The 27,000-nt window shown below is 56.9% G+C and carries 31 protein-coding genes, 2 rRNA genes and 1 riboswitch (1 of these 34 running past the window's edge); of the genes, 15 read left to right on the top strand and 18 right to left on the bottom strand.

The genetic code is table 11. The annotated features are described in order from the left end of the window. Positions 1-9: 9 nt before the first annotated feature. The gene (gene dxs, locus AC4LF3_RS02675) at positions 10-1,947 is read left to right on the top strand and encodes a 1-deoxy-D-xylulose-5-phosphate synthase (RefSeq protein ID WP_491834721.1); all 1,938 of its coding nucleotides are present in this window, start codon (positions 10-12) and stop codon (positions 1,945-1,947) included. A 24-nt stretch (positions 1,948-1,971) separates the two neighbouring features. On the opposite strand, the gene AC4LF3_RS02670 is transcribed toward dxs, so the two are convergent. The 11 genes from AC4LF3_RS02670 to nrdR form a co-directional block, all read right to left on the bottom strand. Further along, positions 1,972-2,787: a cobalamin-binding protein gene (locus tag AC4LF3_RS02670; RefSeq protein ID WP_491834720.1), complete on the bottom strand. Its 816-nt coding sequence runs from the start codon at positions 2,785-2,787 to the stop codon at positions 1,972-1,974. Beyond that, positions 2,787-3,404 carry a GTP cyclohydrolase II gene (gene ribA / locus AC4LF3_RS02665; protein WP_019366825.1) on the bottom strand — a complete coding sequence of 206 codons (618 nt, stop codon included), beginning with the start codon at positions 3,402-3,404 and terminating at the stop codon, positions 2,787-2,789. The genes AC4LF3_RS02670 and ribA overlap by 1 nt, the downstream gene beginning before the upstream one ends. Positions 3,405-3,504: 100 nt before the next feature. Next, complete coding sequence (locus AC4LF3_RS02660) at positions 3,505-4,143, bottom strand: retropepsin-like aspartic protease family protein (RefSeq protein ID WP_491834719.1); 639 nt, start codon at positions 4,141-4,143, stop codon at positions 3,505-3,507. Between the two features lie 24 nt (positions 4,144-4,167). Next, positions 4,168-4,680 carry a phosphatidylglycerophosphatase A family protein gene (locus AC4LF3_RS02655; protein ID WP_491834718.1) on the bottom strand — a complete coding sequence of 171 codons (513 nt, stop codon included), beginning with the start codon at positions 4,678-4,680 and terminating at the stop codon, positions 4,168-4,170. A 40-nt stretch (positions 4,681-4,720) separates the two neighbouring features. Then, positions 4,721-5,686: a thiamine-phosphate kinase gene (gene thiL / locus AC4LF3_RS02650; protein ID WP_434153931.1), complete on the bottom strand. Its 966-nt coding sequence runs from the start codon at positions 5,684-5,686 to the stop codon at positions 4,721-4,723. An 8-nt stretch (positions 5,687-5,694) separates the two neighbouring features. After that, entirely contained in the window at positions 5,695-6,165 is a 471-nt protein-coding gene (gene nusB / locus AC4LF3_RS02645; RefSeq protein ID WP_010796878.1) for a transcription antitermination factor NusB, read from the bottom strand. Next, positions 6,162-6,638, bottom strand: a complete 477-nt coding sequence (gene ribH, locus AC4LF3_RS02640) for a 6,7-dimethyl-8-ribityllumazine synthase (protein ID WP_010796877.1) — start codon at positions 6,636-6,638, stop codon at positions 6,162-6,164. The genes nusB and ribH overlap by 4 nt, the downstream gene beginning before the upstream one ends. A 115-nt stretch (positions 6,639-6,753) precedes the next feature. Beyond that, positions 6,754-7,839 carry a bifunctional 3,4-dihydroxy-2-butanone-4-phosphate synthase/GTP cyclohydrolase II gene (gene ribBA, locus AC4LF3_RS02635; protein WP_019366828.1) on the bottom strand — a complete coding sequence of 362 codons (1,086 nt, stop codon included), beginning with the start codon at positions 7,837-7,839 and terminating at the stop codon, positions 6,754-6,756. Between the two features lie 18 nt (positions 7,840-7,857). Next, positions 7,858-8,523, bottom strand: a complete 666-nt coding sequence (locus AC4LF3_RS02630; RefSeq protein ID WP_434153934.1) for a riboflavin synthase — start codon at positions 8,521-8,523, stop codon at positions 7,858-7,860. Between the two features lie 2 nt (positions 8,524-8,525). Next, positions 8,526-9,647 carry a bifunctional diaminohydroxyphosphoribosylaminopyrimidine deaminase/5-amino-6-(5-phosphoribosylamino)uracil reductase RibD gene (ribD, locus tag AC4LF3_RS02625; RefSeq protein WP_434154940.1) on the bottom strand — a complete coding sequence of 374 codons (1,122 nt, stop codon included), beginning with the start codon at positions 9,645-9,647 and terminating at the stop codon, positions 8,526-8,528. Positions 9,648-9,819: 172 nt separating this feature from the next. Continuing rightward, positions 9,820-9,963, bottom strand: a riboswitch (FMN riboswitch). Positions 9,964-10,027: 64 nt separating this feature from the next. After that, the gene (gene nrdR / locus AC4LF3_RS02620; RefSeq protein WP_010796873.1) at positions 10,028-10,492 is read right to left on the bottom strand and encodes a transcriptional regulator NrdR; all 465 of its coding nucleotides are present in this window, start codon (positions 10,490-10,492) and stop codon (positions 10,028-10,030) included. Positions 10,493-10,668: 176 nt separating this feature from the next. On the opposite strand from nrdR, the gene AC4LF3_RS02615 reads away from it, so the two are divergent. From AC4LF3_RS02615 to trxA, 3 genes are all read left to right on the top strand, one after another. Further along, on the top strand, positions 10,669-11,115 hold the full coding sequence (locus tag AC4LF3_RS02615; protein WP_010796872.1) for a YbaY family lipoprotein: 447 nt from the start codon (positions 10,669-10,671) through the stop codon (positions 11,113-11,115). Then, positions 11,112-11,771 carry a class I SAM-dependent methyltransferase gene (locus AC4LF3_RS02610; protein WP_150348131.1) on the top strand — a complete coding sequence of 220 codons (660 nt, stop codon included), beginning with the start codon at positions 11,112-11,114 and terminating at the stop codon, positions 11,769-11,771. The genes AC4LF3_RS02615 and AC4LF3_RS02610 overlap by 4 nt, the downstream gene beginning before the upstream one ends. Positions 11,772-11,833: 62 nt before the next feature. Beyond that, complete coding sequence (trxA, locus tag AC4LF3_RS02605) at positions 11,834-12,706, top strand: thioredoxin (RefSeq protein WP_491834717.1); 873 nt, start codon at positions 11,834-11,836, stop codon at positions 12,704-12,706. Here the strand turns inward: trxA and AC4LF3_RS02600 are convergent. Beyond that, entirely contained in the window at positions 12,700-13,077 is a 378-nt protein-coding gene (locus AC4LF3_RS02600; RefSeq protein ID WP_150348132.1) for a hypothetical protein, read from the bottom strand. The genes trxA and AC4LF3_RS02600 overlap by 7 nt on opposite strands. 121 nt (positions 13,078-13,198) lie before the next feature. Between AC4LF3_RS02600 and AC4LF3_RS02595 the strand changes: the two genes are divergently transcribed. From AC4LF3_RS02595 to AC4LF3_RS02575, 5 genes are all read left to right on the top strand, one after another. Further along, positions 13,199-13,786: a DUF2796 domain-containing protein gene (locus AC4LF3_RS02595; protein WP_434153935.1), complete on the top strand. Its 588-nt coding sequence runs from the start codon at positions 13,199-13,201 to the stop codon at positions 13,784-13,786. A 63-nt stretch (positions 13,787-13,849) separates the two neighbouring features. After that, on the top strand, positions 13,850-14,557 hold the full coding sequence (locus AC4LF3_RS02590) for an ABC transporter ATP-binding protein (RefSeq protein ID WP_122043622.1): 708 nt from the start codon (positions 13,850-13,852) through the stop codon (positions 14,555-14,557). Position 14,558: 1 nt separating this feature from the next. After that, complete coding sequence (locus AC4LF3_RS02585; protein ID WP_122043624.1) at positions 14,559-15,821, top strand: ABC transporter permease; 1,263 nt, start codon at positions 14,559-14,561, stop codon at positions 15,819-15,821. A gap of 20 nt (positions 15,822-15,841) precedes the next feature. Then, complete coding sequence (locus AC4LF3_RS02580; RefSeq protein ID WP_010796865.1) at positions 15,842-16,330, top strand: DUF3299 domain-containing protein; 489 nt, start codon at positions 15,842-15,844, stop codon at positions 16,328-16,330. A gap of 91 nt (positions 16,331-16,421) precedes the next feature. Beyond that, positions 16,422-17,105: an OmpW/AlkL family protein gene (locus AC4LF3_RS02575; RefSeq protein WP_404625219.1), complete on the top strand. Its 684-nt coding sequence runs from the start codon at positions 16,422-16,424 to the stop codon at positions 17,103-17,105. 48 nt (positions 17,106-17,153) lie between these two features. Here the strand turns inward: AC4LF3_RS02575 and AC4LF3_RS02570 are convergent, their stop codons facing one another. From AC4LF3_RS02570 to AC4LF3_RS02560, 3 genes are read right to left on the bottom strand one after another with little or no spacing between them, the layout of a single operon-like run. Next, a complete protein-coding gene (locus AC4LF3_RS02570) occupies positions 17,154-17,468 on the bottom strand; it encodes an RnfH family protein (RefSeq protein ID WP_491834716.1) in 315 nt (104 codons plus the stop codon). Beyond that, positions 17,461-17,895 carry a type II toxin-antitoxin system RatA family toxin gene (locus AC4LF3_RS02565; protein ID WP_010796862.1) on the bottom strand — a complete coding sequence of 145 codons (435 nt, stop codon included), beginning with the start codon at positions 17,893-17,895 and terminating at the stop codon, positions 17,461-17,463. The genes AC4LF3_RS02570 and AC4LF3_RS02565 overlap by 8 nt, the downstream gene beginning before the upstream one ends. Positions 17,896-17,902: 7 nt before the next feature. After that, positions 17,903-19,306 carry a sodium-dependent transporter gene (locus AC4LF3_RS02560; RefSeq protein WP_491834715.1) on the bottom strand — a complete coding sequence of 468 codons (1,404 nt, stop codon included), beginning with the start codon at positions 19,304-19,306 and terminating at the stop codon, positions 17,903-17,905. Positions 19,307-19,408: 102 nt separating this feature from the next. On the opposite strand from AC4LF3_RS02560, the gene smpB reads away from it, so the two are divergent. Further along, positions 19,409-19,885: an SsrA-binding protein SmpB gene (gene smpB, locus AC4LF3_RS02555; protein ID WP_010796860.1), complete on the top strand. Its 477-nt coding sequence runs from the start codon at positions 19,409-19,411 to the stop codon at positions 19,883-19,885. Between the two features lie 23 nt (positions 19,886-19,908). Here the strand turns inward: smpB and AC4LF3_RS02550 are convergent, their stop codons facing one another. After that, positions 19,909-20,694: an FCD domain-containing protein gene (locus AC4LF3_RS02550; protein ID WP_010796859.1), complete on the bottom strand. Its 786-nt coding sequence runs from the start codon at positions 20,692-20,694 to the stop codon at positions 19,909-19,911. A 228-nt stretch (positions 20,695-20,922) separates the two neighbouring features. Here AC4LF3_RS02550 and AC4LF3_RS02545 point away from each other — a divergent pair, with 228 nt between their 5' ends. From AC4LF3_RS02545 to AC4LF3_RS02525, 5 genes are all read left to right on the top strand, one after another. Further along, positions 20,923-22,623: a lactate permease LctP family transporter gene (locus tag AC4LF3_RS02545; RefSeq protein WP_010796858.1), complete on the top strand. Its 1,701-nt coding sequence runs from the start codon at positions 20,923-20,925 to the stop codon at positions 22,621-22,623. Between the two features lie 114 nt (positions 22,624-22,737). Further along, positions 22,738-23,562, top strand: a complete 825-nt coding sequence (locus AC4LF3_RS02540; RefSeq protein WP_150348137.1) for a (Fe-S)-binding protein — start codon at positions 22,738-22,740, stop codon at positions 23,560-23,562. Continuing rightward, the gene (locus AC4LF3_RS02535; protein ID WP_491834714.1) at positions 23,559-25,013 is read left to right on the top strand and encodes a LutB/LldF family L-lactate oxidation iron-sulfur protein; all 1,455 of its coding nucleotides are present in this window, start codon (positions 23,559-23,561) and stop codon (positions 25,011-25,013) included. Before AC4LF3_RS02540 ends, AC4LF3_RS02535 begins: the two co-directional genes overlap by 4 nt. Then, complete coding sequence (locus AC4LF3_RS02530) at positions 25,010-25,681, top strand: LutC/YkgG family protein (RefSeq protein WP_491834713.1); 672 nt, start codon at positions 25,010-25,012, stop codon at positions 25,679-25,681. Before AC4LF3_RS02535 ends, AC4LF3_RS02530 begins: the two co-directional genes overlap by 4 nt. A gap of 189 nt (positions 25,682-25,870) precedes the next feature. Further along, positions 25,871-26,164 (top strand): PA2433 domain-containing protein, encoded by a 294-nt coding sequence (locus AC4LF3_RS02525; protein ID WP_491834712.1) that lies wholly within the window; start codon positions 25,871-25,873, stop codon positions 26,162-26,164. Between the two features lie 104 nt (positions 26,165-26,268). On the opposite strand, the gene rrf is transcribed toward AC4LF3_RS02525, so the two are convergent. Together rrf and AC4LF3_RS02515 are read right to left on the bottom strand one after the other, a co-directional pair. After that, positions 26,269-26,384 (bottom strand): 5S ribosomal RNA (rrf, locus tag AC4LF3_RS02520). A 119-nt stretch (positions 26,385-26,503) separates the two neighbouring features. Beyond that, positions 26,504-27,000 (bottom strand): 23S ribosomal RNA (locus AC4LF3_RS02515) (it continues 2,394 nt past the right edge of the window).

The raw sequence follows: 27,000 nt of genomic DNA, 5'->3' as shown, positions 1-27,000 counted from the left end.
GATGACCTGATGCCCAAGACGCTGCACGAGATTCCACGCGAGCGGCCCGCCACGCCATTGCTCGACCGCATCGACACCCCGGCTGCGCTGCGCCACCTGAGCGAGCACGAGCTGGAAACGCTCGCCGATGAGTTGCGCCACTATCTGCTCTATACCGTCGGGCAGACCGGCGGGCATTTTGGTGCCGGCCTCGGGGTCATCGAACTGACCGTTGCGCTGCATTATGTGTTCGATACACCCGACGACCGCCTTGTCTGGGATGTCGGCCATCAGGCTTACCCGCACAAAATCCTGACCGGACGCCGTGACCAGATGGGTACACTACGCCAGAAAGGCGGGGTTGCTGCCTTTCCGCGTCGCTCTGAAAGTGAGTACGACACCTTTGGGGTTGGCCACTCCAGCACCTCGATCAGCGCGGCGCTGGGCATGGCCATTGCTGCCCGCATGCAAGGCAGCAAGCGCAAGTCCGTTGCGGTGATCGGTGATGGCGCCCTGACCGCAGGCATGGCATTCGAAGCGCTCAATCACGCCTCCGACGTAGAAGCCGACATGCTCGTCGTTCTCAATGACAACGACATGTCGATCTCCCATAACGTGGGAGGTCTGTCGAATTACCTTGCCAAGCTCCTGTCCAGTCGCACGTATCAGAACATGCGCGAGGGTGGGAAAAAGGTACTGGCCAAGCTGCCTGGTGCGTGGGAAATCGCCCGCCGTACCGAAGAGGCTGCCAAAGGAATGCTGGTTCCGGGCACCCTGTTTGAAGAGCTGGGCTGGAACTACATTGGCCCCGTCGATGGGCATGACCTGCCGACGCTGATCACTACCCTGCGCAACCTGCGTGACGCCAAAGGTCCACAGTTCCTGCATATCGTGACCAAGAAAGGCAAGGGTTTCAGCGCTGCCGAAGCAGCACCTATCGAATATCACGCCATCACCAAGCTTGAGCCCTTGAATGCGGCACCCAAGAAGCCTGGTAGTCCCAAATATTCGAACATCTTCGGCGACTGGCTATGTGACATGGCGGCAGCTGACCCAAAACTGGTAGGTATAACACCTGCCATGAAGGAAGGCTCCGACCTCATCCGCTTCAGCGAGCAGTATCCAGACCGCTATTTCGATGTTGCGATCGCCGAACAGCACGCCGTGACACTGGCAGCTGGTCTGGCCTGTGATGGTGCCAAGCCGGTAGTGGCGATCTACTCCACCTTCCTGCAGCGCGCCTACGACCAGCTGATCCATGACGTAGCCGTACAGAACCTCGATGTGCTGTTTGCCATCGATCGCGCCGGTCTGGTGGGTGAAGACGGCCCTACACATGCCGGCAGTTTCGATCTGTCGTTCCTGCGCTGTATTCCTGGCATGGTGATCATGGCGCCCAGCGATGAGAACGAAATGCGCCGTATGCTGACAACGGGTTACCGGTTCAAGGGACCCGCGGCTGTCCGCTATCCACGAGGCAGCGGCCCTAACGCAGCCATTGAGCCAGGGCTTGAGCCACTGGAAATCGGCAAAGGCGTTCTTCGCCGTCAAGGTCGCAGGGTTGCCTTCCTGGTATTTGGCGTACAGTTGAAAGAGGCCTTGCAGGTAGCAGAAGGCCTTGATGCAAGCGTGGCCGACATGCGCTTCGTCAAGCCATTGGACGAAGCCCTGATCCGGGCACTCGCAGACAGCCACGACCTGCTGGTTACGATCGAGGAAAACAGCATCATGGGCGGTGCAGGCAGCGCCGTGAATGAGTTCCTTGCCCGAGAAAACCTGCTCAAGCCGATCTTGAATCTGGGTCTGCCTGATTACTATGTCGAGCATGCCAAGCCGAGTGAAATGCTGGCTGAATGCGGACTGGATGCACTTGGCATCGAAAAGGCCGTTACGCAACGCCTGGCACAGCTTGAAGCCAATACAGCCTCCGAGCCCGCGCCGCTTGTACTCGCTTCACGCAATCCCTGACGGGACACGTTGGGACAGGCCCGCCTAGCGGGCCTTGTCTATCAGCTCACACAGCCTGACCACTGCGTCCAGCATGCCATAGCTGGGCCGTTCAAGCCGCTTGTCACCTACAGCCCAGAGTTGGTGGTGTGCCACCGCCTTTAATGTTGGCCACTGTCGCCATGGTTCTAGCTGAGCCTGCTCCATGGCCAGTATCACCTCGGGGTTTCTTGTGAGCACAGCTTCTACACCCACCTGCGGCGCCGGTTGTGAGAGATCAGCGAATATATTCCTGCCCCCACATACCTGTATGGCATCGCTGATAATTTGCGTGCTTCCTACGGTATACAGTGGTTTATCCCAGACTTGATAGAACACATGTACAGTCGGCAACTGTCTGTAGCGGTTACGCACACTGACGAGACGCTCACGAAACTGGGTCGCCAAGTGCTGCCCTTTATCAGGAACACCTATCGCCTGAGCGATTCGAGCGAGCCCGTCTGCCAGCTCATCCAACCGATGAACATCCAGGGTTTCAATGGTATAGCCCAACTGCCTGAGCTGCTCGCGCTGGGCAAGCGGAACTGCACCAGGCCAGAGCAGAATAAGGTCAGGGTGCAATGAGACAATCTTTTCGATGTTGACCTGACCATAACGCCCAACGGAAGGCAGCCCGGACAAGGAAGCAGGACGCTTGCCTGCATCCAGTACGCCTACCAAGCGGCTCTCTACGCCCAGCTCCAGCATGATATCGGTCATCGAAGGCGCCAGACTGATGACGCGTTCGGCGGCCTGGGAGAGAACGCAGCAGAACAGCAGGCAGACGCCGGTCAGAACCGAACAGCGCCTGCCTGCCTTCATCAGGAAGGAAGGACTTCGCCTTGATGGATATTGCCGAGCATGTGGCCCAGCTTACCAGCCTTGGTGGCCAGGTAACGCTTGTTATGAGGGTTGAGGCCCGTCTGCAGCGGTACACGCTGTGCTACGGTAATTCCCAGATCCTCTAGGGCTTTGACCTTGCGAGGGTTATTGGTCATCAGCTTCAATGCATTGACGCCCAGATGCTTGAGCATTGGCTTGCACAGGCTGTAGTTACGCTGGTCTGCACCAAATCCCAAACGTTCATTGGCCTCAACCGTATCAGCTCCTGCGTCCTGCAGCTCATACGCGCGGATCTTGTTCAAGAGGCCAATACCACGCCCCTCTTGGCGCAAGTACAGGATAACGCCACGGCCTTCTTCAGCAATGGCTCGCATTGCCGCCTCCAGCTGAAAGCCGCAATCGCAGCGCAGGCTGAACAGGGCATCCCCCGTCAGACACTCGGAATGTAGACGCCCCAGCACCGGCTCACCGTTGGCAATATCGCCAAGGGTCAGCGCCACGTGCTCCTTACCATCGGACTCATCGAGAAAGCCATGCATGGTAAAAATGCCAAAGGGCGTAGGTAATTGGGATGCGGCGACGAAAACGACAGACACCGTCAGGCTCCTATCGGAAAGAGGGTTATAGTATACCATTCATGAACAGAGACGGCTCAGTCATAAAGGCTATGAGGCTATTGCGCTTGAAGCTATCACGTCAGTTCTTGGCCTCGACATACAGAACGCCCTGATCCTCGCGCCAGCCAACCCGGTTGAGAAAACTCATGCCCAGTAGCGTTTCTGTCGGATGACCGCCTGCCAACACCATGGCCTCGACACCCAGCACCTCAATGGTGCCAACCTTGACGCGATCCAGGCGTACAAGCCAGGCCCTCCGGGTTCCGCCTGCCGTGTTGACCTGTACCGGCCGCCCTTCCTGGTAATCCAACCCAAGACGGTTCGCCTGCTCTTCGTTCATGGCAACAGTCGAGGCGCCGGTGTCGATCAGAAACTCGATAGGCTGGCCATTTATAGAGCCCGACGTCCAATAGTGGCCGTCATTTCGGCGAGCAATGCTAAGTTGGCGCTTATGCGGCGCAGCAAAGCCGTCACTGTATTCACGTGAAAGCATGAACGTTTGGTTGGTTTCTCCAATCCGCAGCACCGCTTCCCGGCTCGTCGCGCTGACCAGCTCGACCTCGCCCTGTCGCTGACCGACCTTGAGCATTTTGCGCTGACCATCGATATTGATTACGGCTGCGCCGTTGAACAGACCTACCACTTGAACCTGAGGCGCGGCAGTTACCAGCGCAGGCAGCAGACTCAATACACCGATACCGATCCCTTTGCGCACCACACCGCCTCCTTGTAGCGCCTGCGATCAGGACAGCGTCCCGATATGCGCCCAGCTCCAGCCCAGTCCCTGCATAACTGCCCAGGCAAACACACCGGCCAGCACATCATCAATCATGATACCGACGCCGCCTTGAACATGACGATCAAGCCAGCTGATCGGCCAGGGCTTCAGAATATCCATGAAACGAAACACGGCAAACCCCACCAGCCACCAGGCCCAGCCGGCCGGAGCCATCCAGAAAGTGATCCAGATGCCTACCATTTCATCCCAGACGATACCTTTGTGATCGTGCACACCCATGTCATCCGCAACACGGCCACACAGCCAGAAACCGAATATCATCAGCGCAACCAGCAGCAGCCAATAGCCCCAGTCCGGCAATAGATGCCAAAGCGGGACAAAGGGCAACGCCACCAGGGAGCCCCAGGTACCAGGTGCCTTAGGCAACGTACCTGAGCCAAAGCCAAAGGCTAGAAAATGCCAGGGATTACGCCACACCGCCGGTGTAGCCGGCCCTGAGCTAACAGGTCTGCTCACGAGAGGGCTCCCAGGACAGATAAATCACCAGCACGATACGTCATGGCTTCATCGCAAAATGTTGATAACCGCCCCGCAAGGGTGTGACATCCCGGCCAATGGCGTCCTGTACCTGAACCCCCTGCCCAGAGGCAACGCGCCCAATGACACCTACCTGGGGGAAGTCTGCCTGCAATGACTTGAGATACTGTGCAGGCAATGTAAAGGCAAGCAGGTAATCATCACCGGCGGACATTGCCAGTGAGCGAATCTGCTCAGGCTCGAACAGTGCCGCCAATGCAGGGCTGACCGGCAACCTTTCATTCTCAATGATCAGCTTGACATTCGAAGCGGCCGCGATATGACCGCAGTCGGCCAGGAGCCCATCGGATATATCCAGCGCTGCGGTAGCCCGACCTCTTAGCGCAAGCCCCAACTCGAACTGAGGCGCCGGCGACCAGTAGCGCGCCACGAGCGTATCAACGTAGGCGCCCCGCTCCTGGCGTTGTCCCAAGACAAAGGGCAAGGCTCCGCCAGCCTCTCCAGGCGCACCGCCGACACAGAGTAAATCGCCCGGCTGGGCACCCGACCGCGTCAACGCCTGCACGTAGGGTACGGAGCCAAAGACAGTCAGGGTCAGAGAGAGCGGCCCGCGGGTTGTATCACCGCCGATCAAGGCCAGACCACAGGCCGCAGCCATGTGATCGAGTCCTTGAGCAAACCGCTCCAGCCAGCCTGGGTCGGCATCCGGCAGCGTCAACGCCAGGGTGAAACCAAGGGGCGCGGCCCCCATGGCGGCCAGATCGCTGGCGCTGACAGCCAGGGCACGTTGCCCCAGCAGAAAGCCATCGCAGACTTCTGGAAAATGCACCCCGGCTGTCAGCGTATCGGTAGAAATCGCTAGTTGCTCGCCTGGGCGAGGCATCAGCAAGGCACAATCGTCGCCCAGACCGAGCGCGATATCCTTACGTGGCTGTGCGCAGCGCGCGGCAGCAAAATAACGGCGGATCAACTCGAACTCGGTCATGGCTACAGTCAACGCTTGGCACGTAATTCAGCAGCGCGCAGCTTGGGCGCCAACTTATCCAGTACACCGTTGACGAACTTGTGCCCGTCGGTTGCACCAAATACCTTCGCCAGCTCGATACCCTCGTTGATAACGACCTTATAGGGAACATCGATACGGTTGCGCAGTTCGTAGCAGGACATGCGCAGGATCGCGAGTTCAACCGGATCAACGTCTTCCAGCGGGCGGTCCAGGCAAGGGGTGATCAGATCATCGATCTCGGTTTTCAGGCCGGGAATGCCATGCAGGATCTCATGGAAATAAGCGCCATCAACATTGGCGAAATCGTTGTCCACACGGAACTGGGCTTCGATCTCGTTGATCGCCTGCCCCGCCATATGCCACTGATACAACGCCTGAACCGAAAGGCTGCGGGCTTCACGACGCGCAGCAATCTTGCCGCGCGGAGCTTTGGGCTTTTGGCCGTCTACAGCGCTCACTTGGCCTCCAGCTGCGACAGCAGGCTCACCATTTCAAGAGCAGACAGCGCCGCTTCGGCACCCTTGTTACCCGCCTTGGTGCCCGAACGCTCGATGGCCTGCTCGATGGAATCAACCGTCAACACGCCAAAGGAGACCGGCACACCGAACTCCATGGAAACCTGCGCCAGGCCCTTGGTGCACTCGCCGGCAACGTAGTCAAAATGCGGCGTGCTACCGCGAATCACAGCGCCCAGCGCGATGATGGCGGAATATTCGTCACGCTGGGCAGCCTTCAGGGTAGCCAGCGGAATTTCAAAGGCGCCAGGAACGCGGATAATGGTGATGTCTTCCTTGCGGATACCATGGCGTACCAGGGCATCTACGGCACCTTCAACCAGGCTTTCAACCACAAAGCTGTTGAAGCGGCCAACCACCAGGGCAAAGCGGCCTTTTGGGGCAATGAAAGTACCTTCAATGGTCTTCACGGTCATGAGCAGGTCTCGTCTGTTAAAGAACCGGAGCGTTTTCGTACGCCCCGCAAATAAATCCGATCGTCGGCGCGACGGTCATCAACCATCGCACCGTTCAGGCCATCCGTAGGCCGGTTTATACGGGAGGCAGGTATTCTACAACTTCAAGGTCAAAGCCGGATATGGCATTGAACTTCATCGGTGCACTGAGCAGACGAAGCTTACGTATGCCCAGGTCACGCAGGATTTGCGAACCAGCGCCTACGGTGCTGTATGTGCTCTGCGGCTTGGGCTTGCTGACCGGCTCACGCAGGTGGGTGAGCAAGTCGTCGCCTGCCAGGGAATGCCCCAGCAGTAACACCACGCCTGTGCCAGCTTCCGCGACCTTGGTCATGGCATCGCGCAGACTCCAACGGCCTTCCTGATTCACCAGCAGCAGATCGCGCAGCGGGTCCATATTATGCACGCGCACCAGGGTCGGTTCATCACTCTTGATGGTACCCATAGTCAGCGCCAGATGAACGTCACCTTCCACCTCGTCACGGTAGGTGACCAGATTAAAGCGTCCCAGCTCGGTTTCCAGTGGCTGTTCGTCGATCCGCTTGACGGTATGCTCGTGCAGCAAACGATAGTGGATCAAATCGGCAATCGTACCGATCTTCAGCCCATGCTCTTCGGCAAAGGCTTCGAGCTCCGGACGACGGGCCATGGTGCCGTCATCGTTCATGACCTCACAGATCACCCCGGTCGGCTCAAAGCCTGCCATGCGCGCCAGATCGCAAGCCGCCTCGGTATGTCCGGCACGGGCCAGCACACCGCCCGGCTGAGCCATGAGCGGGAAGATATGACCTGGGCTGACGATATCGGCGGCCGTTGCTTTTTTAGCCGCGGCCACCTGTACGGTACGTGCGCGGTCTGCAGCGGAAATACCTGTCGTCACCCCTTCGGCCGCCTCGATGGAGACGGTGAACTTGGTGCCGAAACCCGAGCCATTGCGGGCTGCCATCAACGGCAGGTTCAGCGCCTCGCAGCGCTCCTTGCTCATCGGCATGCAGATCAAACCACGAGCATGCTTGGCCATGAAGTTGATGTGCTCAGCCTGCACGCACTCAGACGCCATGATGATATCGCCTTCGTTCTCGCGATCCTCATCATCCATGAGGATGACCATCTTGCCTTCACGGATGTCCTGGATAATTTCTTCGATGCTGTTCAGTGCCACGGAGGTCTTCCTTTACGCTCAGGAGTTGAGATAGCCGTGTTGGGCCAGGAATTGTTCGGTAATACCGCTGCCCTTCTGCGGTTCGGCAGCCTTGTCACCCATGAGCAGGCGCTCCAGGTAGCGGGCCAGCAGATCTACCTCCAGGTTGATCTTACGGCCGGGGCGATAGTCCGCCATAATGGTCTCGGCCAGGGTATGCGGTACGATGGTCAGTTCAAACTCGGCGCCATCCACCGCATTAACGGTCAGGCTGGTGCCATCGACGGTGATCGACCCCTTCAGGGCGATATAGCGCGCCAGCTCGCGAGGAGCACGGATACGGAACTGTACGGCGCGGGCATTATCCTGGCGTGAAACCACTTCACCCACGCCATCCACATGCCCGCTAACCAGATGACCACCCAGACGGCTGGTTGGCATCAGAGCCTTCTCAAGATTGACCCGACTGCCAATCTTCAGATCAACAAAGGCCGTACGCGCCAGTGTCTCGCGGCTTACGTCCGCCCAGAAGCCATCACCGGGAAGCTCTACGGCCGTCAGGCATACGCCACTGACGGCAATACTGTCACCCAGCTTTACATCGGCAAGGTCCAGCTTGCCGGTCTGTACATACACGCGCATGTCGCCACCTTTAGGCGTCAGCGCGGCGATCGAGCCTATGGCTTCGATGATGCCAGTGAACATGTCTACCTCGAAACGTCAGAAATAAGGGGCGCCGGGGCGCCTGAAACGGGTTTAGCCACAATATGCCAGTCACGACCCACGGGCGTGATCTCTATGATTTCAAGCTCAGGCGCTTCGCTCATGACTTCAAGCGGCCACGTCAGCAACGGACGCGCCGTCGAGCCCAACAGCTTGGGCGCCATGAAGAAATGGAATTCGTCAACCAACCCCTGCCGCGCGAACGCACCGGCCAGCTGGGGACCAGCCTCGACCAGCACCTCGTTCATGCCACGGTCAGCCAGAAGCTGTAATAACGGCAGCAGGGCGATATGCCCCTGATCCTCGGGAAGCGTCAGCAATTCATGCCCTTGGGACTGGTACTGCGCTGCTCGCTCAGTTGAAAGGGCCGCGACCCAGGCAGGGCCTGCCTGAAAGAACGCCGCGTCCAGCGGGACACGACATTGGCTGTCCACCAGTACACGCTGGGGTTGGCGGCCCATGGCAAGCGCAGCCTGCTCCACCGTCTCGCCAAGCTCTTCAGCGCGCACGGTCAGCCGAGCCTTGTCCATCAATACCGTATCGGCACCGGTCAACACTACACTGGACTGTGCACGTAAGCGTTGTACCTGGGTGCGGGCTGCAGGGCCGGTGATCCATTGGCTTTCACCACTGGCCATTGCTGTTCGGCCATCCAGACTCATGGCGAGCTTAACGCGTACGAACGGAAGGCCCGTGACCATACGCTTGATAAATCCCTGGTTAAGCGCCCTGGCTTCATTTTCGAGTACGCCACAGGCCACCTGAATACCTGCCTCTGCAAGCCGCTTGAGACCACGGCCGGCCACCTGTGGATTCGGATCCTGCATGGCAGCCACCACGCGTCCGACCCGAGCACTGACCAAGGCGTCGGCACAGGGCGGCGTACGGCCAAAGTGACTGCAGGGTTCCAGCGTGACATAGGCGGTCGCGCCCTGTGCACGCGCTCCTGCCTGTCGCAGCGCATGGACTTCAGCATGGGGTTCGCCGGCACGCACATGCCAGCCCTCACCAATGACCTGGCCATCCTTGACGATGACACAGCCCACGCGGGGATTGGGATGAGTGGAGTACAGCCCCTGACGCGCCAACTCGAGCGCACGGGTCATGTATAACTGATCGGCCAGTTCCGAAGCGTTGGGATTGCCTCCGCGGCCGGCAGCGCCAGCATGATCAGAGGAATCGACAGTAGACATGAAACGTCCTCGCTAAACATGAGTGAACGTTTCAGGGCAAATAGGCAAAAGCTGCACGCGTACGCTTTCCGGCACGCGCAGACAGACGCATCTTCTTTCATCCGGACTATGACCGTCGGCCCTGGAATCACACCAGATCTGCTGACCTCCGACGCATCGGAGCGCTCGCGGGCTTGCCACCACGTGGTTTACCGCCGGTGGGGAATCTCGCCCCGCCCTGAAGACCGGAGCGACTATAGCGAAGTAGAGCCTCTGCCAGCAATGGGCTAGCGACAAATGACCCACTGCAGCGGTCAGGCTTTACTCGGATCACGGGCCAGCCGATCAATTTCCTCACGAAACTCGGACAGGTCCTGAAACTGACGATAAACGGACGCGAAGCGGATAAAGGCAACCTCATCAAGCTTGCGTAGCTCTTCCATCACCAATTCACCCACGACACGGGATTTGATCTCGCGTTCGCCCGTCGCGCGCAGCTTGTGCTTGATATAGGCAATCGCCTCTTCCAGACGCTCGATACTGACCGGGCGCTTTTCCAGCGCACGCTGCATACCGGCCCTGAGTTTTTCTTCGTCGAAAGGCTGGCGAGTACCGTCCTGCTTGATCAGGCGCGGCATGACCAGCTCAGCGGTCTCGAACGTTGTAAAACGTTCCTGGCAGTTCAGGCACTCACGACGACGGCGCACCTGCTCGCCTGCTGCAACCAGGCGTGAGTCGATGACCTTGGTATCGTGGGCACCGCAAAAAGGACAGTGCATGTCAGAAGCAGCCGAAATAAACGGAGGGCCATGGTAGCGCATCCTGCCTGAGAAGGAACCTTGCAAGGCCTCAAGAATCGACAGAACACGTCTGGCGGCTCCGTGACACAATCCTCTTCCCGCCGGTCGTGGGTTGTATAAGAATGCGCCGCCGAATCTGCCCTGGAGCCGTTACCATGTCGTTGCGCCCGCTGTTGCCCGTGTTGTTGATAAGCCTGCTTGCAGCCTGCTCTGAAAAGCCTGTTGCACCGGCAGAACCTGCCAAAGAACCCGAGCCGGTGGCCGGTGCGCCGCGTCCCGGAAATCTGCGGGAGGTCTCTGGAACGTTACGGACACCAGACGGCGCCATCGCACCAGGTGCACAAGTTGAAGTGGCCATGCTGGTGATCGACAGTCAGGACCGTCCCCAGCGGCTGCTCGCCAGCGAGACATTGACAGGCAATGGCAAGGCCCTGGCGTTCCGCCTGCCCTTTAATCCAGAGGTATTTCCCCAGAACGCCAAGGTCGAACTGCACGCTCGCGTCAGTCAATCCGGTCAGCTGGTCTGCTACCTGTCTCCCGTCAAGATCAGTCAGCCTAATACCCAGGTTCTGGGCGAATTAGTGCTGGATCAGACTCCATGACCCCACCCGCCACCCTGCGAGCAGCGCTAAGGGATCTGCTGGGTGATGCTGAACTGAGTATTCAATCCCTGCCGGGATGCGACATCGCGCTCTGGTTGATCGATCCCGCCAACATGGAGCGGGCCTTTTCACCCGAAGAAACACAACGACTGCTGGCGTCCCCACCCTACTGGAGTTTTTGCTGGGCCAGCGGTCTGGTACTGGCCCGTTGGCTGGCCGAGCAGCCGGAGTGGGTACAAGGCAGGCGCGTGCTCGATTTTGGCAGCGGGTCAGGGGTTGCCGCGATTGCTGCTGCCAAGGCGGGGGCCGCTGAAGTAGTGGCCTGTGACTGCGATCCGCTGGCCTTGGCCGCCAGCCGAGCGAATGCGGACCTGAATCAGGTGACGCTGGAATACTCCGACGACTTCTTTGCTGAGGCCGACCGTTTCGATTTGATCATTGTGGCCGATGTGCTGTACGACCGTGCGAACCTGCCCTTGCTGGACGATTTTCTGAGCCGCGGACAAAGCGTTCTGATAGCGGATTCCCGAGTCAAGAATTTTGACCACCCTAGGTATACAGCGCTAGCAAGCCGGGAGGCCTGCACCTGGCCGGACCTTGCCGAGCCGGCTGAATTCAGATGGGTTAATCTCTACCACGCACAACGTACTTGCTGAAGGTTGTTTTCGGCAGGCGCGTCTCCACATATAGTTCATCTTTTCGTTACCCGAGTCTGTCTATGAGCCAGGACACGTCCTACATTTTTGATGCGACGCTTGAGAACTTCGAACAGAAGGTCATAGAGCAGTCGTTCAACACGCCCGTACTGGTTGATTTCTGGGCCGAGTGGTGTGCGCCCTGCAAGGTACTGATGCCTATGCTGGCCAGCATCACCGAGTCCTTTGGCGGTGCACTGCATCTGGCCAAGGTCAACTGTGATATCGAGCAGGAACTGGTAATGCGTTTCGGCATTCGCAGCCTGCCGACGGTCGTCCTGTTCAAGGACGGCCAACCGGTCGACGGCTTTGCGGGTGCGCAGCCTGAGTCTGCGGTTCGCGCCATGCTGGAGCCGCATGTACAGGCGCCTGCACCCGAGGCCGAGAACCCGCTGGACGCCGCACAGTTGCTGTTTGATGAAGGTCGTGCTGGCGAAGCGGAGGCCGTACTCAAGCAGCTCTTAGGTGAAGACAATACCAATGCGCCCGCGCTGATTCTCTATGCGCGCTGCCTTGCCGAGCGCGGCGAACTGGATGAGGCTGAAACGGTACTGGGTGCAGTCACTGGTGACGATCACAAGCAGGCGCTGGCAGGTGCAAAGGCACAGCTGACGTTCCTGCGCCAAGCTGCCAGCCTGCCTGATGCAGCCGATCTGAAGGCGCGCCTGGCTCAGGATCCATCCGATGACGAAGCCACCTATCAGCTTGCCGTCCAGCAATTGGCGCGCCAGCAATATGAAGCGGCCCTGGATGCCCTGCTCAAGCTATTCATGCGCAACCGCACCTATGGTGAGGACCTTCCTCGCAAGACCATGGTGCAGGTGTTCGATCTACTCGGCAACGAACACCCACTGGTTGCAACCTACCGCCGTCGTCTCTATCAGGCGCTTTACTGATGCCCGTCGGGCGCTGGCTCCTGGCCGGTGCCCGCCCACACAAACACTTGTGCCTCGTCTGTTTTCTCAATCCGGATATTCGGGTTATGCCGCAGCCGTACAATCAGCTGCTTGGCTGACCCCACGTTACCCGCCAGCTTTTCCAGCGCACTCAGCAGATGAGGCCCCTCGATACGCCGCTCCTGCTCAACCAACGCAAGCACCGACTCCCACAGGGGATCGCTATGGGTCTTTGGCACCGGAACAGGTGTATTGGACGGCACAGGCTGAGCATGGTTAAGCCCCTCGGCAAGACGAGTCCAGTCTTCTGCTTCCAATTCGACCGTCAGATCCACTGGCCACGTGCCTATTTTCCCTTGGATACGGATCATCGTTATCGCCTTTTTTGAACCATGTCTTATGATGCCACGTGCCAGTGGGTGAGAGCATTTCTATTGCGGTCATCTTTTGTTACGACATAACATACAGTCAAATCCATCAATGGAGCTGACCATGCGTTCGTTGCTGCTTGCCCTGCCGTTTGCCGTATTGCCTCTTACTGCTGCCTTTGCCCACGATGAACATGATCACTCACATGGAAGCCTGGGCGCCCATGAGCATGGCGTCGCACAACTCAACGTCGCGCTGGATGACAACTCGCTGGAACTGGAACTACACAGCCCTGCCATGAATCTGGTGGGCTTCGAACATAAGGCCCAGTCCGCTCAGGACAAGAAGGCCGTCGAAGTGGCCAAGCAGCAGTTGGCTAACCCGATTACCTTGTTTGGCATCCCAGCCGCTGCAGGGTGCAAAGTAAGCAAGACTGATCTGGACAGTCCCCTGTTTGGCTCTGAAGAGCGCCATGACCATGATGATCATGATAGCCATGCCAAGAGCGAGCACGAGCACGAGCACGCTCATAGCGACATCGACGCGGACTACACCCTCGCCTGTGACAATCCCAAAGCATTGACTGCGCTGGACCTGGCGGGCCTGTTCAAGCAATTCCCGGCCACACACAAGGTCAATGTTCAAGCCATTACTGCTCAAGGCCAGAAAGGTGAGGAACTGACGCCTGCCCAAACTCGCCTCGCGCTATAAACGTTCCCCTTAAAACGGGTAGCTTCCCTCTTTGCTGCCCGTTCTTTTTATGCCAAGGCCACCATGAGCGCATTAATCGAACTCAACGACCTGGGCTTCGCCTGGCCCGGTCAGCCCGAGCTGCTGGATATCCCTCATTTTCAGTTGCAGCGCGGCGAAGCCGCCTTTCTAAAAGGCCCCTCAGGTAGTGGCAAGACTACCCTGCTGGGCCTGCTCGGCGGTGTAAACAAGCCAAACCGTGGACACGTCAGGTTATTAGGAGAAGACCTCTCCAGCCTGTCTTCGGCGCGTCGTGATCACTTCCGCGTCGACCATACCGGCTATATCTTTCAGCAGTTCAACCTGCTGCCCTTTCTATCTGTTCAGGAGAATGTCGAACTCCCCTGTCATTTTTCGGCCCTGCGCTCGCAGCGCGCCAAAGAGCGCCATGGCAGCCAGGCAGAAGCGGCGCGTGCCCTGCTTTCCGCTCTGGGGCTGGGTGAGCGTACCCTGGGAGAGCGTCGCGCAGGAGCTCTTTCGATTGGGCAACAGCAACGTGTAGCGGCAGCGCGCGCACTGATCGGTCAACCCGAACTGGTTATTGCAGACGAACCCACTTCAGCGCTTGATGCCGATACTCGAGAGGCCTTTTTGAACCTGTTATTCGCCGAATGCCGCGCCGCCGGCTCAAGCCTGCTCTTTGTCAGTCACGACCAGGGGTTGGCCCCGCTTTTTGACCGCAGCCTGTCCCTGCTTGAACTCAACCGCGCGGCGCGACCGGCAGAGGTGTGAGATGTACTTGTTTCGCCTGGCACTCGCCAGCCTTTCCAATCGTCGCTTTACTGCCCTCCTGACCGTATTCGCCATCGCGCTATCAGCCTGCCTTTTGCTGGCAGTCGAACGCGTCCGCACCGAGGCCAAGGCTAGCTTTGCCAGTACCATTTCCGGAACTGACCTGGTGGTTGGCGCACGCTCCGGAGCGGTCAACCTGCTCCTGTATTCGGTGTTTCGCATTGGCAACGCTACCAACAACATTCGCTGGGACAGCTATACCCAGCTGGCCGAAAATCCCAAGGTCAAATGGGCCATTCCGCTTTCACTGGGCGACTCCCACCGCGGCTATCGGGTGCTGGGTACCAGCCAGGCCTATTTCGAGCATTACCACTATGGTCGCAACCAGGCGCTCACGCTCAGCGAAGGCAAGCCATTTCAGGATATCTATGATGTAGTGCTTGGTGCCGAAGTCGCTCAAGCCCTGCATTACAAACTGGGCGACCATATTGTTCTGGCCCATGGAGTCAGCACAATCAGCCTGGTCGAGCATGGGGACAAACCGTTCACGGTAGTGGGTATCCTCGCGCGGACGGGCACGCCCGTGGATAGAACACTGCATATCTCCCTTGAGGGCATGGAAGCTCTTCATGTGGACTGGCAGAACGGTGCACCGGCGCGTGGCGCAGGCAAGATCAGTGCAGACCAGGCCCGCCAGATGGACCTGACACCCAAGGCCATCACCGCCGTGCTGCTCGGCCTCAATAGTAAAGTCGCCACTTTTGGTCTCCAGCGCGCCATCAATGAATACCGCGGAGAGCCGCTGATGGCCATCTTGCCGGGTGTTGCGCTCCAGGAACTCTGGAGCCTGATGGGCACCGCCGAGCAGGCACTGTTCATCGTCTCCCTGTTTGTGGTTCTAACCGGCCTGATCGGCATGCTGACGGCTATTCTGACCAGCCTTAATGAGCGGCGGCGAGAGATGGCTATCCTGCGTTCGGTGGGCGCCCGCCCGTGGCATATCTTCAGCCTGCTGGTAGCCGAAGCCTTCGCGCTGGCACTGGCAGGTGTCGTGGCCGGGCTTGCCCTTCTCTATGTGGCGATTGCTATCGCGCAGGCACCCGTACAGGCTTATTATGGCCTGTATCTGCCTCTGGAATGGCCTTCACGTTACGAGTGGACGTTACTGGGCGGTATCCTGATCGCTGCGCTGTTGATGGGCTGTGTTCCTGCCTGGCGCGCTTACCGTCAATCCCTGGCCGACGGCCTGTCCGTTCGCTTATAGCCTCAAAGACCGGAGCGTCCATGTATCGCGTGCTGTTGGTGCTTGCCCTGCTGTTCACCTCCTCCATCTGGGCAGCGCCTCGCGCGCTTTCCTGGGGGGAGCTGATCCCGGAGGGCGCACCGCCGCCTCCGCCACCTGTACCCTTGCATCAGGGCTCACTGGATGAAAGTGGGCCTGCCGCCTTGCAGCAATCACCCAATGCTCCCGTGGTAAAAGCGCTGGAAGGTCAGGAGGTCAAGCTCCCGGGCTACATCGTGCCAATCATGGTGACTGAGGAAGGGGAAGTCACCGAGTTCCTGCTTGTACCTTATTACGGTGCCTGCATTCATGTACCTCCGCCTCCGTCCAACCAGATCGTCTATGTCAAAGGCGCCAAGGGCGTTGAACTGGCCCAGCTACATCTTCCGTACTGGGTAGAAGGTACGTTGCATGTTGATTCAGCCAGTACGGACATGGCGGAAGTCGGTTATCAGATGCAAGCCACTCAGGTAACTCATTATTCGCTGTAATCAGCGTTTCGTTGAGCCAAGTCAACATATGATGCCTCTCTCATCCTTAACATGTCGTTAGCCAACTAAACAACATGCTTTGGAGTGCATCATGCGCAAGCTGCCCCTAACCGCCGCCCTGCTGGCCCTCACCGCTGTTTCTCCGCTCGCCCTTGCCCACCAGGCCGGTGACATCATCATCCGTGCTGGCGCAGCGACCGTGGATCCACATGAAGACAGCGGCAATATCTCGGCCGCAGCAGCGGGCGGCAAGGTTGCAGGGACCAAGGCCACCGTTGACTCCGATACTCAGCTTGGCCTGGCAGCGGCCTATATGATCACAGACCACGTCGGCATCGAGCTGCTGGCCGCAACGCCGTTCAATCATCGGATCGGTGTAAAAGGCCTGGGCGCGCTCGATGGCAAGCTGGCAGATGTCAAGCAGCTACCACCTACCCTTTCGCTTCAATACTATCCGCTGAACCCTCAGTCCCGTATTCAGCCGTACGTAGGCGCCGGTATCAACTACACCCTCTTCTTTGACGAGGATCTGACCAGCAGCCGCAAATCGGCAGCCGGTGGCGGCTTCAGCAATCTGAGCCTGGACAATTCCTGGGGTTATGCGTTTCAGGCAGGCGTGGATTATCAGCTAACGGATCATCTGCTGTTCAACGCCGCCGTCTGGTACGCCGATATCGACACCAAGGCGACTGCCGACTCGGCGCTGGGTCGCGTAAAGGTTGATGTCGATATCGATCCCTGGGTCTACATGGTAGGTCTGGGCTACAAGTTCTAATCAGTACCCGGCAAAAAGGCCTTCATATGAAGGCCTTTTTATTGTCGGCTAATCCGCCCCGCCTTCCTTCCTGGCCTTTGCCAACTCGGCGCGCCGCTTGCGGGCTTCCTTGGGGTCTGCAATCAGCGGTCGATAAAGCTCAATCCGATCACCTGCCTCCAGTACGCGCGTATCTGCATCAGGAATGACCTTTCCAAAGAGCCCGACAGCCAAGGTATCGATCGGCACCTTTGGAAAGCGCTCAGCCATTCCGGACAGCTCCAAGGCTTCACGTACGGTGGTACCTACCGGAACTTCCAGCGCGATCAGGGCCTGCTCGTCTGGCAAGGCCAGCGCGACCTCGACATTTATCCGCTCAGCCATACAGCTGCTTGGCCCGTTGGCAGAACGCATCAACCATGGTGTTTGCAGCCTGATTGAATAGCGGGCCCAAGGTGGCCCGAATCAAAGCGCCCTGATACTCGAACGACAGGTCCAGCGAGATCTTGCAGGCTTTCTCACCCAGTGCCTTGAACTGCCAGACGCCATGCAGCTGACTAAAAGGCCCCTTTTCCAGATCCATGACGATGCATTGATCCGGCGTCAGCGTATTGCGTGTCGTGAACTGCTGGCTAAGCCCACCTTTGGCGACCGTCAATCCTGCACGCATTTCGTTTTCGCCCTGCTCCAGTATCTGGGCAGACGAACACCAGGGCAGAAACTCCGGGTAACGCTCCACGTCATTTACCAGCGCATAGAGCGCCGAGGCGGGGTAAGGCAATAAAGCCGAGCGTTGTATATGCGTAGTCATTGGTACCTCAATTCCAAAACTGTGCGGCAAACACAATGAGAATGCCTAGAGGGGCAACGTAGCGCATCAGGAAAAGCGCCAGAGCGAATAAGGTCGGGCTGCGCACCGACAACTCATCCCTCACCTGCTCACGCCCCATTACCCACGCTGCGAACACTACAAAGAACAGACCGCCGAGCGGCAACATGATTCGCGACGTCAGAAAGTCGATGACGCCAAAGAAATTCAACCCGCCTTCAGCGCCCCATTGATACAAGTGGAAGTGCCCCGCCTCGCTTACGAAGAACTTGGCCTGCTCCCACAGGTTGAACGATAACACTGTGCCTAGCCCGACCAGCCAGCAGATGAAAGCCAGAATGACAGTCACCCAGACGCGGCTCAGTCGGGTGCGCTCGATCAGGTAGGCCACCATCGGCTCAAGCAGAGAGATTGCCGAGGTCCAGGCGGCAATCGCCACCAGCACAAAGAACACCAGCCCCACGATCTGCCCCATGGTCACACTGCCGAACGCCAACGGCAGCGTCACGAACATCAATCCCGGTCCTTCACCAGGATTCAGGCCTGCCGCAAAGACGATTGGAAAAAGCGCCACACCTGCCAGGAGCGAGACGAATGTATCCAGCAAGGCAACCGCTACGACGGTCTTGCCCAAAGAAGAGGACTTCGGCATGTACGCACCGTAGATCATCAACGAACCTACGCCTACGCTCAGCGAAAAGAACGCATGCCCCATCGCAGGAAGCAGGCCCTCCATGAGCCGCGAGGTATCAAAATGGAACATGAAGTGCAGCCCTTCCATGAAATGTCCCGTTGTCATGCTATAGCCCAGCAGAAGCAGCAACAGCACAAACAACAGCGGCATCAGGATACGCAAGGCTTTTTCCAGGCCATTCACCACCCCCTTGGCAATAACCCAGGCGGACAACACCATGAACAGGGTGTGCCACAAGGTCATTCGCCAGGGATCGGAGGTCAACGCACCAAACAGTGCACCGGCTTTAGGTCCATCGACACCTTGAAAATCGCCACGGCCGACACCAAGAATATAGTCAAGCGACCAACCGCCAACGACGCTGTAGAACGATAGGATGAGCAAGGCATTAACCATGCCGGCCAGCGCTGCCCAGGACCATCTTGGTGATCGGGCAGCGGCTACTGCCAGATCACGCATGGCATTGGCCGGACTTTGCCGGGCACGCCGTCCAATCAGCGTTTCCGCCAACATGACAGGCAAGCCAATCAAGGCGATGCAGACAAGGAACATAATGACAAATGCACCGCCACCATAAATCCCTGTCATATAAGGGAACTTCCAGATGCTCCCCAGGCCTACAGCGGAGCCGGTCGCGGCTAATATAAACACCCAGCGGCTAGCCCACCCGCCATGCACGGAAACCTGATCATTTGCCATTGAAGTTATCGGTACTCAAAAAAGTTGGCTATTGTCCGACTTTCACCGCTCCCTCTCAAGCACATGGCGGTTGCCCCACTGACTCCCCTATAATGCGCGTCTATGGCCAAACAAAAGAAAATCTCTTCCGGAACCATCGTGCAGAACAAGAAAGCGCTGCACGACTACTTCATCGAAACCCGCTTCGAGGCAGGTATTGCCCTGTCCGGCTGGGAAGTCAAAAGCCTGCGCGCAGGCAAGGCACAACTGACAGACAGCTATGTTCTGCTTAAGGATGGCGAAGCCTGGCTGCTTGGTAGCCACATCACCCCCCTGCAGACAGCCAGCACCCACGTCATTGCCGATCCTCAGCGCACTCGCAAGCTGCTTCTACACAAACGAGAGCTAGGCAAGCTGTTTGGTGCAGTGCAACAGAAAGGCTTCGCCTGCGTTGCGTTGTCCATTTACTGGAAAAAGCACCTGATCAAATGCGAAATTGCCCTGGCGAAAGGTAAAAAAGAATTCGACAAGCGTGCGACAGAGAAAGAGCGCGACTCGAATCGAGAGATCCAACGTGCTATGCACAAGGATCAGAAATAATAAAAGGCGCTCCAAGCGCCTTTTTATACCTTCGAAAAGTCTTCCGTCTTCTGTCGGCGCTGTGAGCGTGCAATACGCTGCGCTTCTTCCTGTGCTTCTTCCAGCACTTCCTGCACATAATGAATGTGTCGGCTGGCAATTTCCCGTGCATCGTCAGCACGCCGCTCGATGATGGCCTGATACAGCTCCCGGTGCTGCTGCATCAACATATCCCGTGTCTCGCTACGCTGTGCGTACATACCGCCGATATTGGTCACTACATTGCGCTTGAGCAAATCGAACAGACCGCGAATGGTATGCAGCAGGATAGCGTTGTGGCTGGCTTCGGCAATAGCCAGGTGAAAGCTGGCGTCTGCTGATCCCTCTTCCGAGCGGGAGATCGTTTCAGGTTGCGCATAGCAGTCCTGCAAAGCCTTGAAGGCCTGCGTCAAACGCTGATGATCGAGTTCGGTCGCACGCAAGGCGGCGTAATAAGCGCAAGAACCCTCAAGCATGTGGCGAAACTCGAGCAGGTCCTGCCGTGTTTCTTCACGACTTTCGAGTAACTGAAGCAAGGGATCGCTAAACGTGGAGCCGAACGAGGCAGCAACGTAAGTTCCGCCGCCCTGGCGACTGATCAATACTCCCCGAGCAACCAGCTTCTGAATCGCCTCGCGTAGCGAGGGCCGTGACACACCAAAGCGCTCCGCCAGCACCCGCTCGGCCGGCAACCGCTCACCGGCCTTCAGTGAACCCTCAACAAGCAGCGCTTCAATATGTTCAACGATGTCATCCGACAAACGACGTTGGCGTACCTGATCGAACCCCATCTCCATCCTCTGATGTGCCTGCCAGAGCGGCGGCGTTGATTTTGAGCCAAACGGCCTTCGCGCATCCAGACTAAAGTCTTAAAAAGCAAGGTTTGACAGACTTGCTAGGCAACTTTTAACCTCAACCGTCAGCCATTGTAAATTGGTATGACCAATTTAGGCATTAAGAAACCGATACGCCTATCGGAAGCACCGCCCCCTACACAACAACAATCAAGGGAGCTCTACATGGAAACCTGGCAACAGCTGTATACACCGCTTGGCAGTCTGGGCTTGTCCGCGACGGCAGCACTTGTCCCTATCGTGTTTTTCTTTCTTGCATTGGCTGTCTTTCGCATGAAGGGCCATCTCGCCGGAACCATTACCCTGGCGCTATCCCTTGGTATTGCCATTCTGGTCTACCGGATGCCGGTAGAAAAAGCGCTGGCAGCGGCCGGGTATGGATTCCTTTATGGCCTATGGCCAATCGCCTGGATCATCGTCGCAGCGGTTTTTCTCTACAAACTGACCGTCAAAAGCGGTCAGTTCGATGTCATCCGCAGCTCAGTCCTTTCCATTACGGATGACCAACGTCTGCAGGTGCTGCTTATCGGGTTCTGCTTTGGAGCCTTTCTTGAAGGCGCCGCAGGCTTTGGCGCACCCGTCGCCATTACCGCAGCCCTGTTGGTGGGTCTGGGACATAATCCGCTCAAGGCGGCAGGTCTATGCCTGATTGCCAATACCGCCCCGGTTGCATTCGGCGCTCTAGGTATTCCAACAATCGTAGCGGGCCAGGTAACCGGCATTGATGCTTTCAAACTGGGCGCCATGACCGGTCGCCAGCTTCCACTGCTGTCTCTGCTGGTCCCCTTCTGGCTCATGGCCATGATGGATGGCATGCGTGGTCTGCGTGAAACCTGGCAGGCAGCCCTCGTATGCGGTAGCAGCTTTGCCGTTTCCCAGTACTTTACCTCGAACTACATCGGCCCTGAGCTACCCGACATCACCTCGGCCCTGTTCAGCATGGCTTCGCTGACCGCCTACCTGAAGCTGCGTCAAAGCCGTCACGCCGTCGCCCAAGAGGTGGTCGGGGTCAGTGCAGGCGGGGCAGCAACCCTGGGCGGCGGCCCCGGCTTTGGCCGAGCACCAGGCAACCGCACACCTTCGCCCTATACACTGGGACAGATCATCAAAGCCTGGTCGCCCTTCCTGATCCTGACCGCGCTGGTTACCGTCTGGACACTCAAACCCTTCAAAGCAATGTTTGTCGCAGGTGGCTCACTCTACAGTCTGGTCATTAATATTTCGGTGCCGTTCCTGGACAAGCTTGTTCTCAAGACTGCACCGATTGCGACAGACCCTACTCCAATAGCTGCGGTCTTCAAATTCGATCCTGTTTCTGCCACAGGTACAGCGATCCTGATTTCGGCTCTTATCTCCATGGCAATCCTCAAGATCAAGCCTGGCGTAGCACTGTCCACATTCAAGGAAACGCTGGTGGAGTTGCGATGGCCAATCCTTTCGATTGGCATGGTGCTGGCCTTTGCGTTCGTAACCAACTATTCCGGCATGTCGACAACACTCGCTTTAGTACTGGCGGGAACAGGAGCGCTCTTCCCATTCTTTTCACCATTTCTCGGTTGGCTCGGGGTTTTTCTAACAGGATCGGATACCTCTTCAAACGCTCTCTTCGGCTCTCTACAGGCCACCACTGCCCATCAAATTGGAGTATCGGACACCCTGCTGGTTGCGGCTAACAGCAGCGGCGGCGTAACAGGCAAAATGATTTCACCACAGTCGATTGCCGTTGCCTGTGCTGCTACCGGCATGGTTGGGAAAGAATCTGACCTGTTCCGTTTCACCCTGAAACACAGCCTGATCTTCGCCACTATTGTAGGCCTTATCACGCTGGTCCAAGCCTATGTACTCACCGGCATGATCCTTCACTAACAGATAAAGGCGAATTAAGAAGTTGCCGCCAAGACACCGGTGCCGGGCTCGTCCCGGCACTGCCATAACCCCATCCCACAGGATGGATAACCGGGCAAACCCGGAGACGCCTGAATGAGTGAGCTTTTTTATAACGCAGCGCCCAATGCCACCCGCATCGCGCCACCCATTCCAAAGCAGCGGGAATACCCCGCGCAGAAGCCGCAACACGTTTATTTATTTGGTACCTGTGTTGTCGATTTGTTTTATCCAGAAGCAGGCATGGACAGTATCCGTCTGCTGGAGCGTGAAGGTATTACGGTCCATTTTCCCCAAGGTCAAAGTTGCTGCGGGCAGCCTGCCTATACTTCCGGTTATACCGATGAAGCACGCGAAGTCGCACGAGCACAGCTGGGCCTGTTCCGTCAGGACTGGCCGCTGGTTGTTGTTTCGGGATCATGCGCAGGCATGATTCGTCATCACTATTCGGAATTGTTCAAACATGAGCCTGCTACGCTTCGTCAAATCGAAGCACTGGCCGACCGAACCTATGAATTGGCCGAATTCCTGCTCAACGTTTGTAAAGTTGACCTCAAGGATCGCGGGGCGCCTACCAAGGTTGCACTTCATACCTCCTGCAGCGCACGCCGCGAGATGAATACACACCTCCATGGCAGAGCCTTACTCGCTCAGCTAGAGGCGGTCCAACGGGTGGATCATGACCATGAAAGCGAATGCTGCGGCTTTGGCGGCACTTTCTCGGTCCGTATGCCAGATATCTCTGGTGCCATGGTGGCAGACAAGACACGTGCTCTTCAGGAATCGGGTGCTGCTCAAATCGTGACCGCTGACTGCGGCTGCCTGATGAACATCAATGGTGCCCTGGAAAAGCAGAACGCTACATTGCGTGGGCAGCATCTTGCCAGTTTCATCTGGCAGCGAACCGGAGATAGCGTATGAACCAGATGACCCGAATTCCCGCTCTGGAGATTCCCACACCACCCTTCAAGACGCGAGCGCGCCAAGCGCTGAACGATGAGCAGCTGCGCCGTAATTTCCGTGTTGCCATGGATTCACTGATGACCAAACGCCTGGCCATTATGAGTGATCCTGATGAGCGTGAGCGGCTACGAGAAATGGGCAATCGCATTCGTGCACGGGCGCTTTCTAAGCTGCCTGACCTCCTTGAAAAGTTGGAAGCCAACCTGACACGCAACGGTATTCAGGTTCATTGGGCAGAAACGACAGACGAAGCCAACGCTATCGTTCAGTCAATCGCCAAGGCACACAAGGCCACACGCCTGATCAAGGGAAAGTCCATGGTCAGTGAAGAGATGAATATGAACCATGTGCTGGAAAAGCAAGGCATAGAATGCCTTGAGTCAGATATGGGTGAGTACATCATTCAGCTGGCCGGGCAGAAACCTTCGCATATCATCATGCCTGCGATTCACATGAATGCTGCCCAGGTGGCCTCACTATTCAGTAACACCCTTGGCACCGAATACACCACAGATGTCGATGAACTGATTCAAACGGGCCGGCGCGTATTACGACAAAAATTTTTCGAAGCAGATATCGGCATATCAGGCGTTAACTTCGCAGTAGCTGAAACAGGCACTCTGCTGCTTGTTGAAAACGAAGGGAACGGCCGTATGTCCACAAGCGTTCCTAACGTACATATCGCTGTCACCGGAATAGAAAAAGTTGTGGAAAACCTGCGTGACGTCGTGCCGTTGCTATCGCTTTTGACACGCTCAGCATTAGGCCAGCCGATAACTACCTACGTGAATATGATCTCAAGCCCACGCAAATCCGATGAGCGAGATGGCCCGAAGGAGGTACATCTTGTTCTTCTAGACAATGGGCGTAGCCAGGCTTTTGCCGATGGAGAGTTGCGACAGACACTTAACTGCATTCGCTGTGGCGCCTGTATGAATCACTGCCCGGTTTATACCCGTATCGGCGGACACGCCTACGGCACGGTATATCCTGGCCCTATCGGAAAGATCATATCGCCACACTTACTGGGGCTGGAAAACACACCGGACCATCCCAGTGCTTCATCGCTGTGTGGCGCCTGCGGAGAAGTTTGCCCTGTAAAAATCCCCATTCCTGCGCTATTACGCCGGCTACGAGAAGAAAATGTTAAACCGCCAGAAGCCACCCCTTATCTCATGCGCGGCCAAGGCAGCAAGTTCTCTCCGCGTGAAAGACTGACCTGGAAAGGCTGGAAGACACTCTACACATCCCCAACGCTCTATAAATCTTTTGCCTACCTCGCAACACGCTTTCGAAATCTTACTCCCGGAAATGTTGGGCCATGGAGTGAGCACCATGTTGCGCCCAAGCCTGCCTCGAGATCACTTCACGAGTTGGCTCGTGATTACCTAGGGGAGGACAAAGCATGAATGCCCGCAACAATATTTTAGGCAAACTTCGGAAAAGTTTGGCTGGCACAACGCCTGTGAAAGATGACTATGACGTATCACTAGTAACCCAACCCTGGAGCTATGCGCCTGAGGAGCGCATCAGTCGACTAAGAGCACTTATGGAGGCGGTTCATACAGAGATACACCTCACCACAAAAGAACGTTGGCCCGCACTGGTCGAACGACTTCTTCACGACAAACAAATTCCTAGCCTGCTTATAGCCCCTCAGACACCCCATGGCGACCAGCTTACGGCCTATTGGAAAGATAAAGCGGGACTTCCTTTTCTCAAGGCCTATGACCGCCCAATTGAGGGATGGAAAGCGGAACTCTTCAACGAGACCCCAGCTAGCTTAACGGGGACGCTCGGTGCCATAGCAGCAACAGGTAGCCTAGTGCTCTGGCCAACCCGTGAAGAACCTCGACTAATGAGTCTGGTTCCACCCGTTCACATTGCTCTACTGCAGGCCAGCAAGATCGAAGACAACCTTTACACGTTTCACGACAAATACCAGTGGCGGGAAAGTATGCCTACCAATGCATTGCTCATTTCCGGGCCATCCAAAACCGCTGACATAGAACAAGTACTAGCGTACGGCGCACATGGTCCCAAGGATTTGGTCGTCCTCATAATTGAAGAGGCTTAAACTTACATAGCGGTTTGGAGCGCGCTTCTGTAAGGGTATTTGAAGTATTTCTTTAAAAGATAAATGAAACGTAAGCGGCCGATAGCAGTCCACTCGTATAAGGCTGGTTAGTCCTTTAATGGAGCCAGCAAGGTCCTTCTGACTTAGCCTGGAAATTCGCTTACGTCATTCATGTTCAAGGAGATGTCTATGAAACGCACCGCTTTAGTAGCTGCCGTAGCTGCCCTAATGGCTTCACCTGTTTTTGCTGAAGATCTTTGCGCTATTCAGCTGCAAAAAATTGATGACGCCATGAAAACCACACCATCAATGGCAACCGCTACCGCAACAGACTCCAATGTCCAGGTGCAACGTATCAAAGAACTTCGTGAAGAGGCGGTAAAGCATCAACAAGCAGGTGATACCAAGAAGTGCATCGCCTCGGCCAACCAGGCATTATCCCTGATCCGCAAACCAGGCGGAGAAACAGGCGGCAGCAAATAAACAGCTCTTGTAGGCCACGCAGGAAAGAAAAGCCCATCGCCTTTATTTCCTGCCACAAAAGCAAAACCCCCGGGCCGTTAGGCCTGGGGGTTTTGGGTATAGGTGCTTGACGATGACCTACTCTCACATGGGGAAACCCCACACTACCATCGGCGATGCATCGTTTCACTTCTGAGTTCGGAAAGGGATCAGGTGGTTCCAACGCTCTATGGTCGTCAAGCAATTCGGGTGGGGAACCGGTGTCTAGTCGTTTCCCCGAATGGGTATGTGATCGGTATTTTGCGGTTCAACCAAGCTTTCGGCTGGTCTTTACCAAACAACAGATTGTTTGGGTGTTATATGGTCAAGCCTCACGGGCAATTAGTATCGGTTAGCTCAACGCCTCACAGCGCTTACACACCCGACCTATCAACGTTGTAGTCTTCAACGGCCCTTCAGGAAGCTCAAGGCTCCAGTGAGATCTCATCTTGAGGCAAGTTTCCCGCTTAGATGCTTTCAGCGGTTATCTTTTCCGAACATAGCTACCCGGCAATGCCACTGGCGTGACAACCGGAACACCAGAGGTTCGTCCACTCCGGTCCTCTCGTACTAGGAGCAGCCCCTCTCAAATCTCAAACGTCCACGGCAGATAGGGACCGAACTGTCTCACGACGTTCTAAACCCAGCTCGCGTACCACTTTAAATGGCGAACAGCCATACCCTTGGGACCGGCTTCAGCCCCAGGATGTGATGAGCCGACATCGAGGTGCCAAACACCGCCGTCGATATGAACTCTTGGGCGGTATCAGCCTGTTATCCCCGGAGTACCTTTTATCCGTTGAGCGATGGCCCTTCCA

This window comes from Pseudomonas sp. C2.3V, from assembly GCF_058536325.1.
Note: the sequence above shows the minus strand (reverse complement) of the source record. Positions and strands in the feature narration are given on the sequence as shown.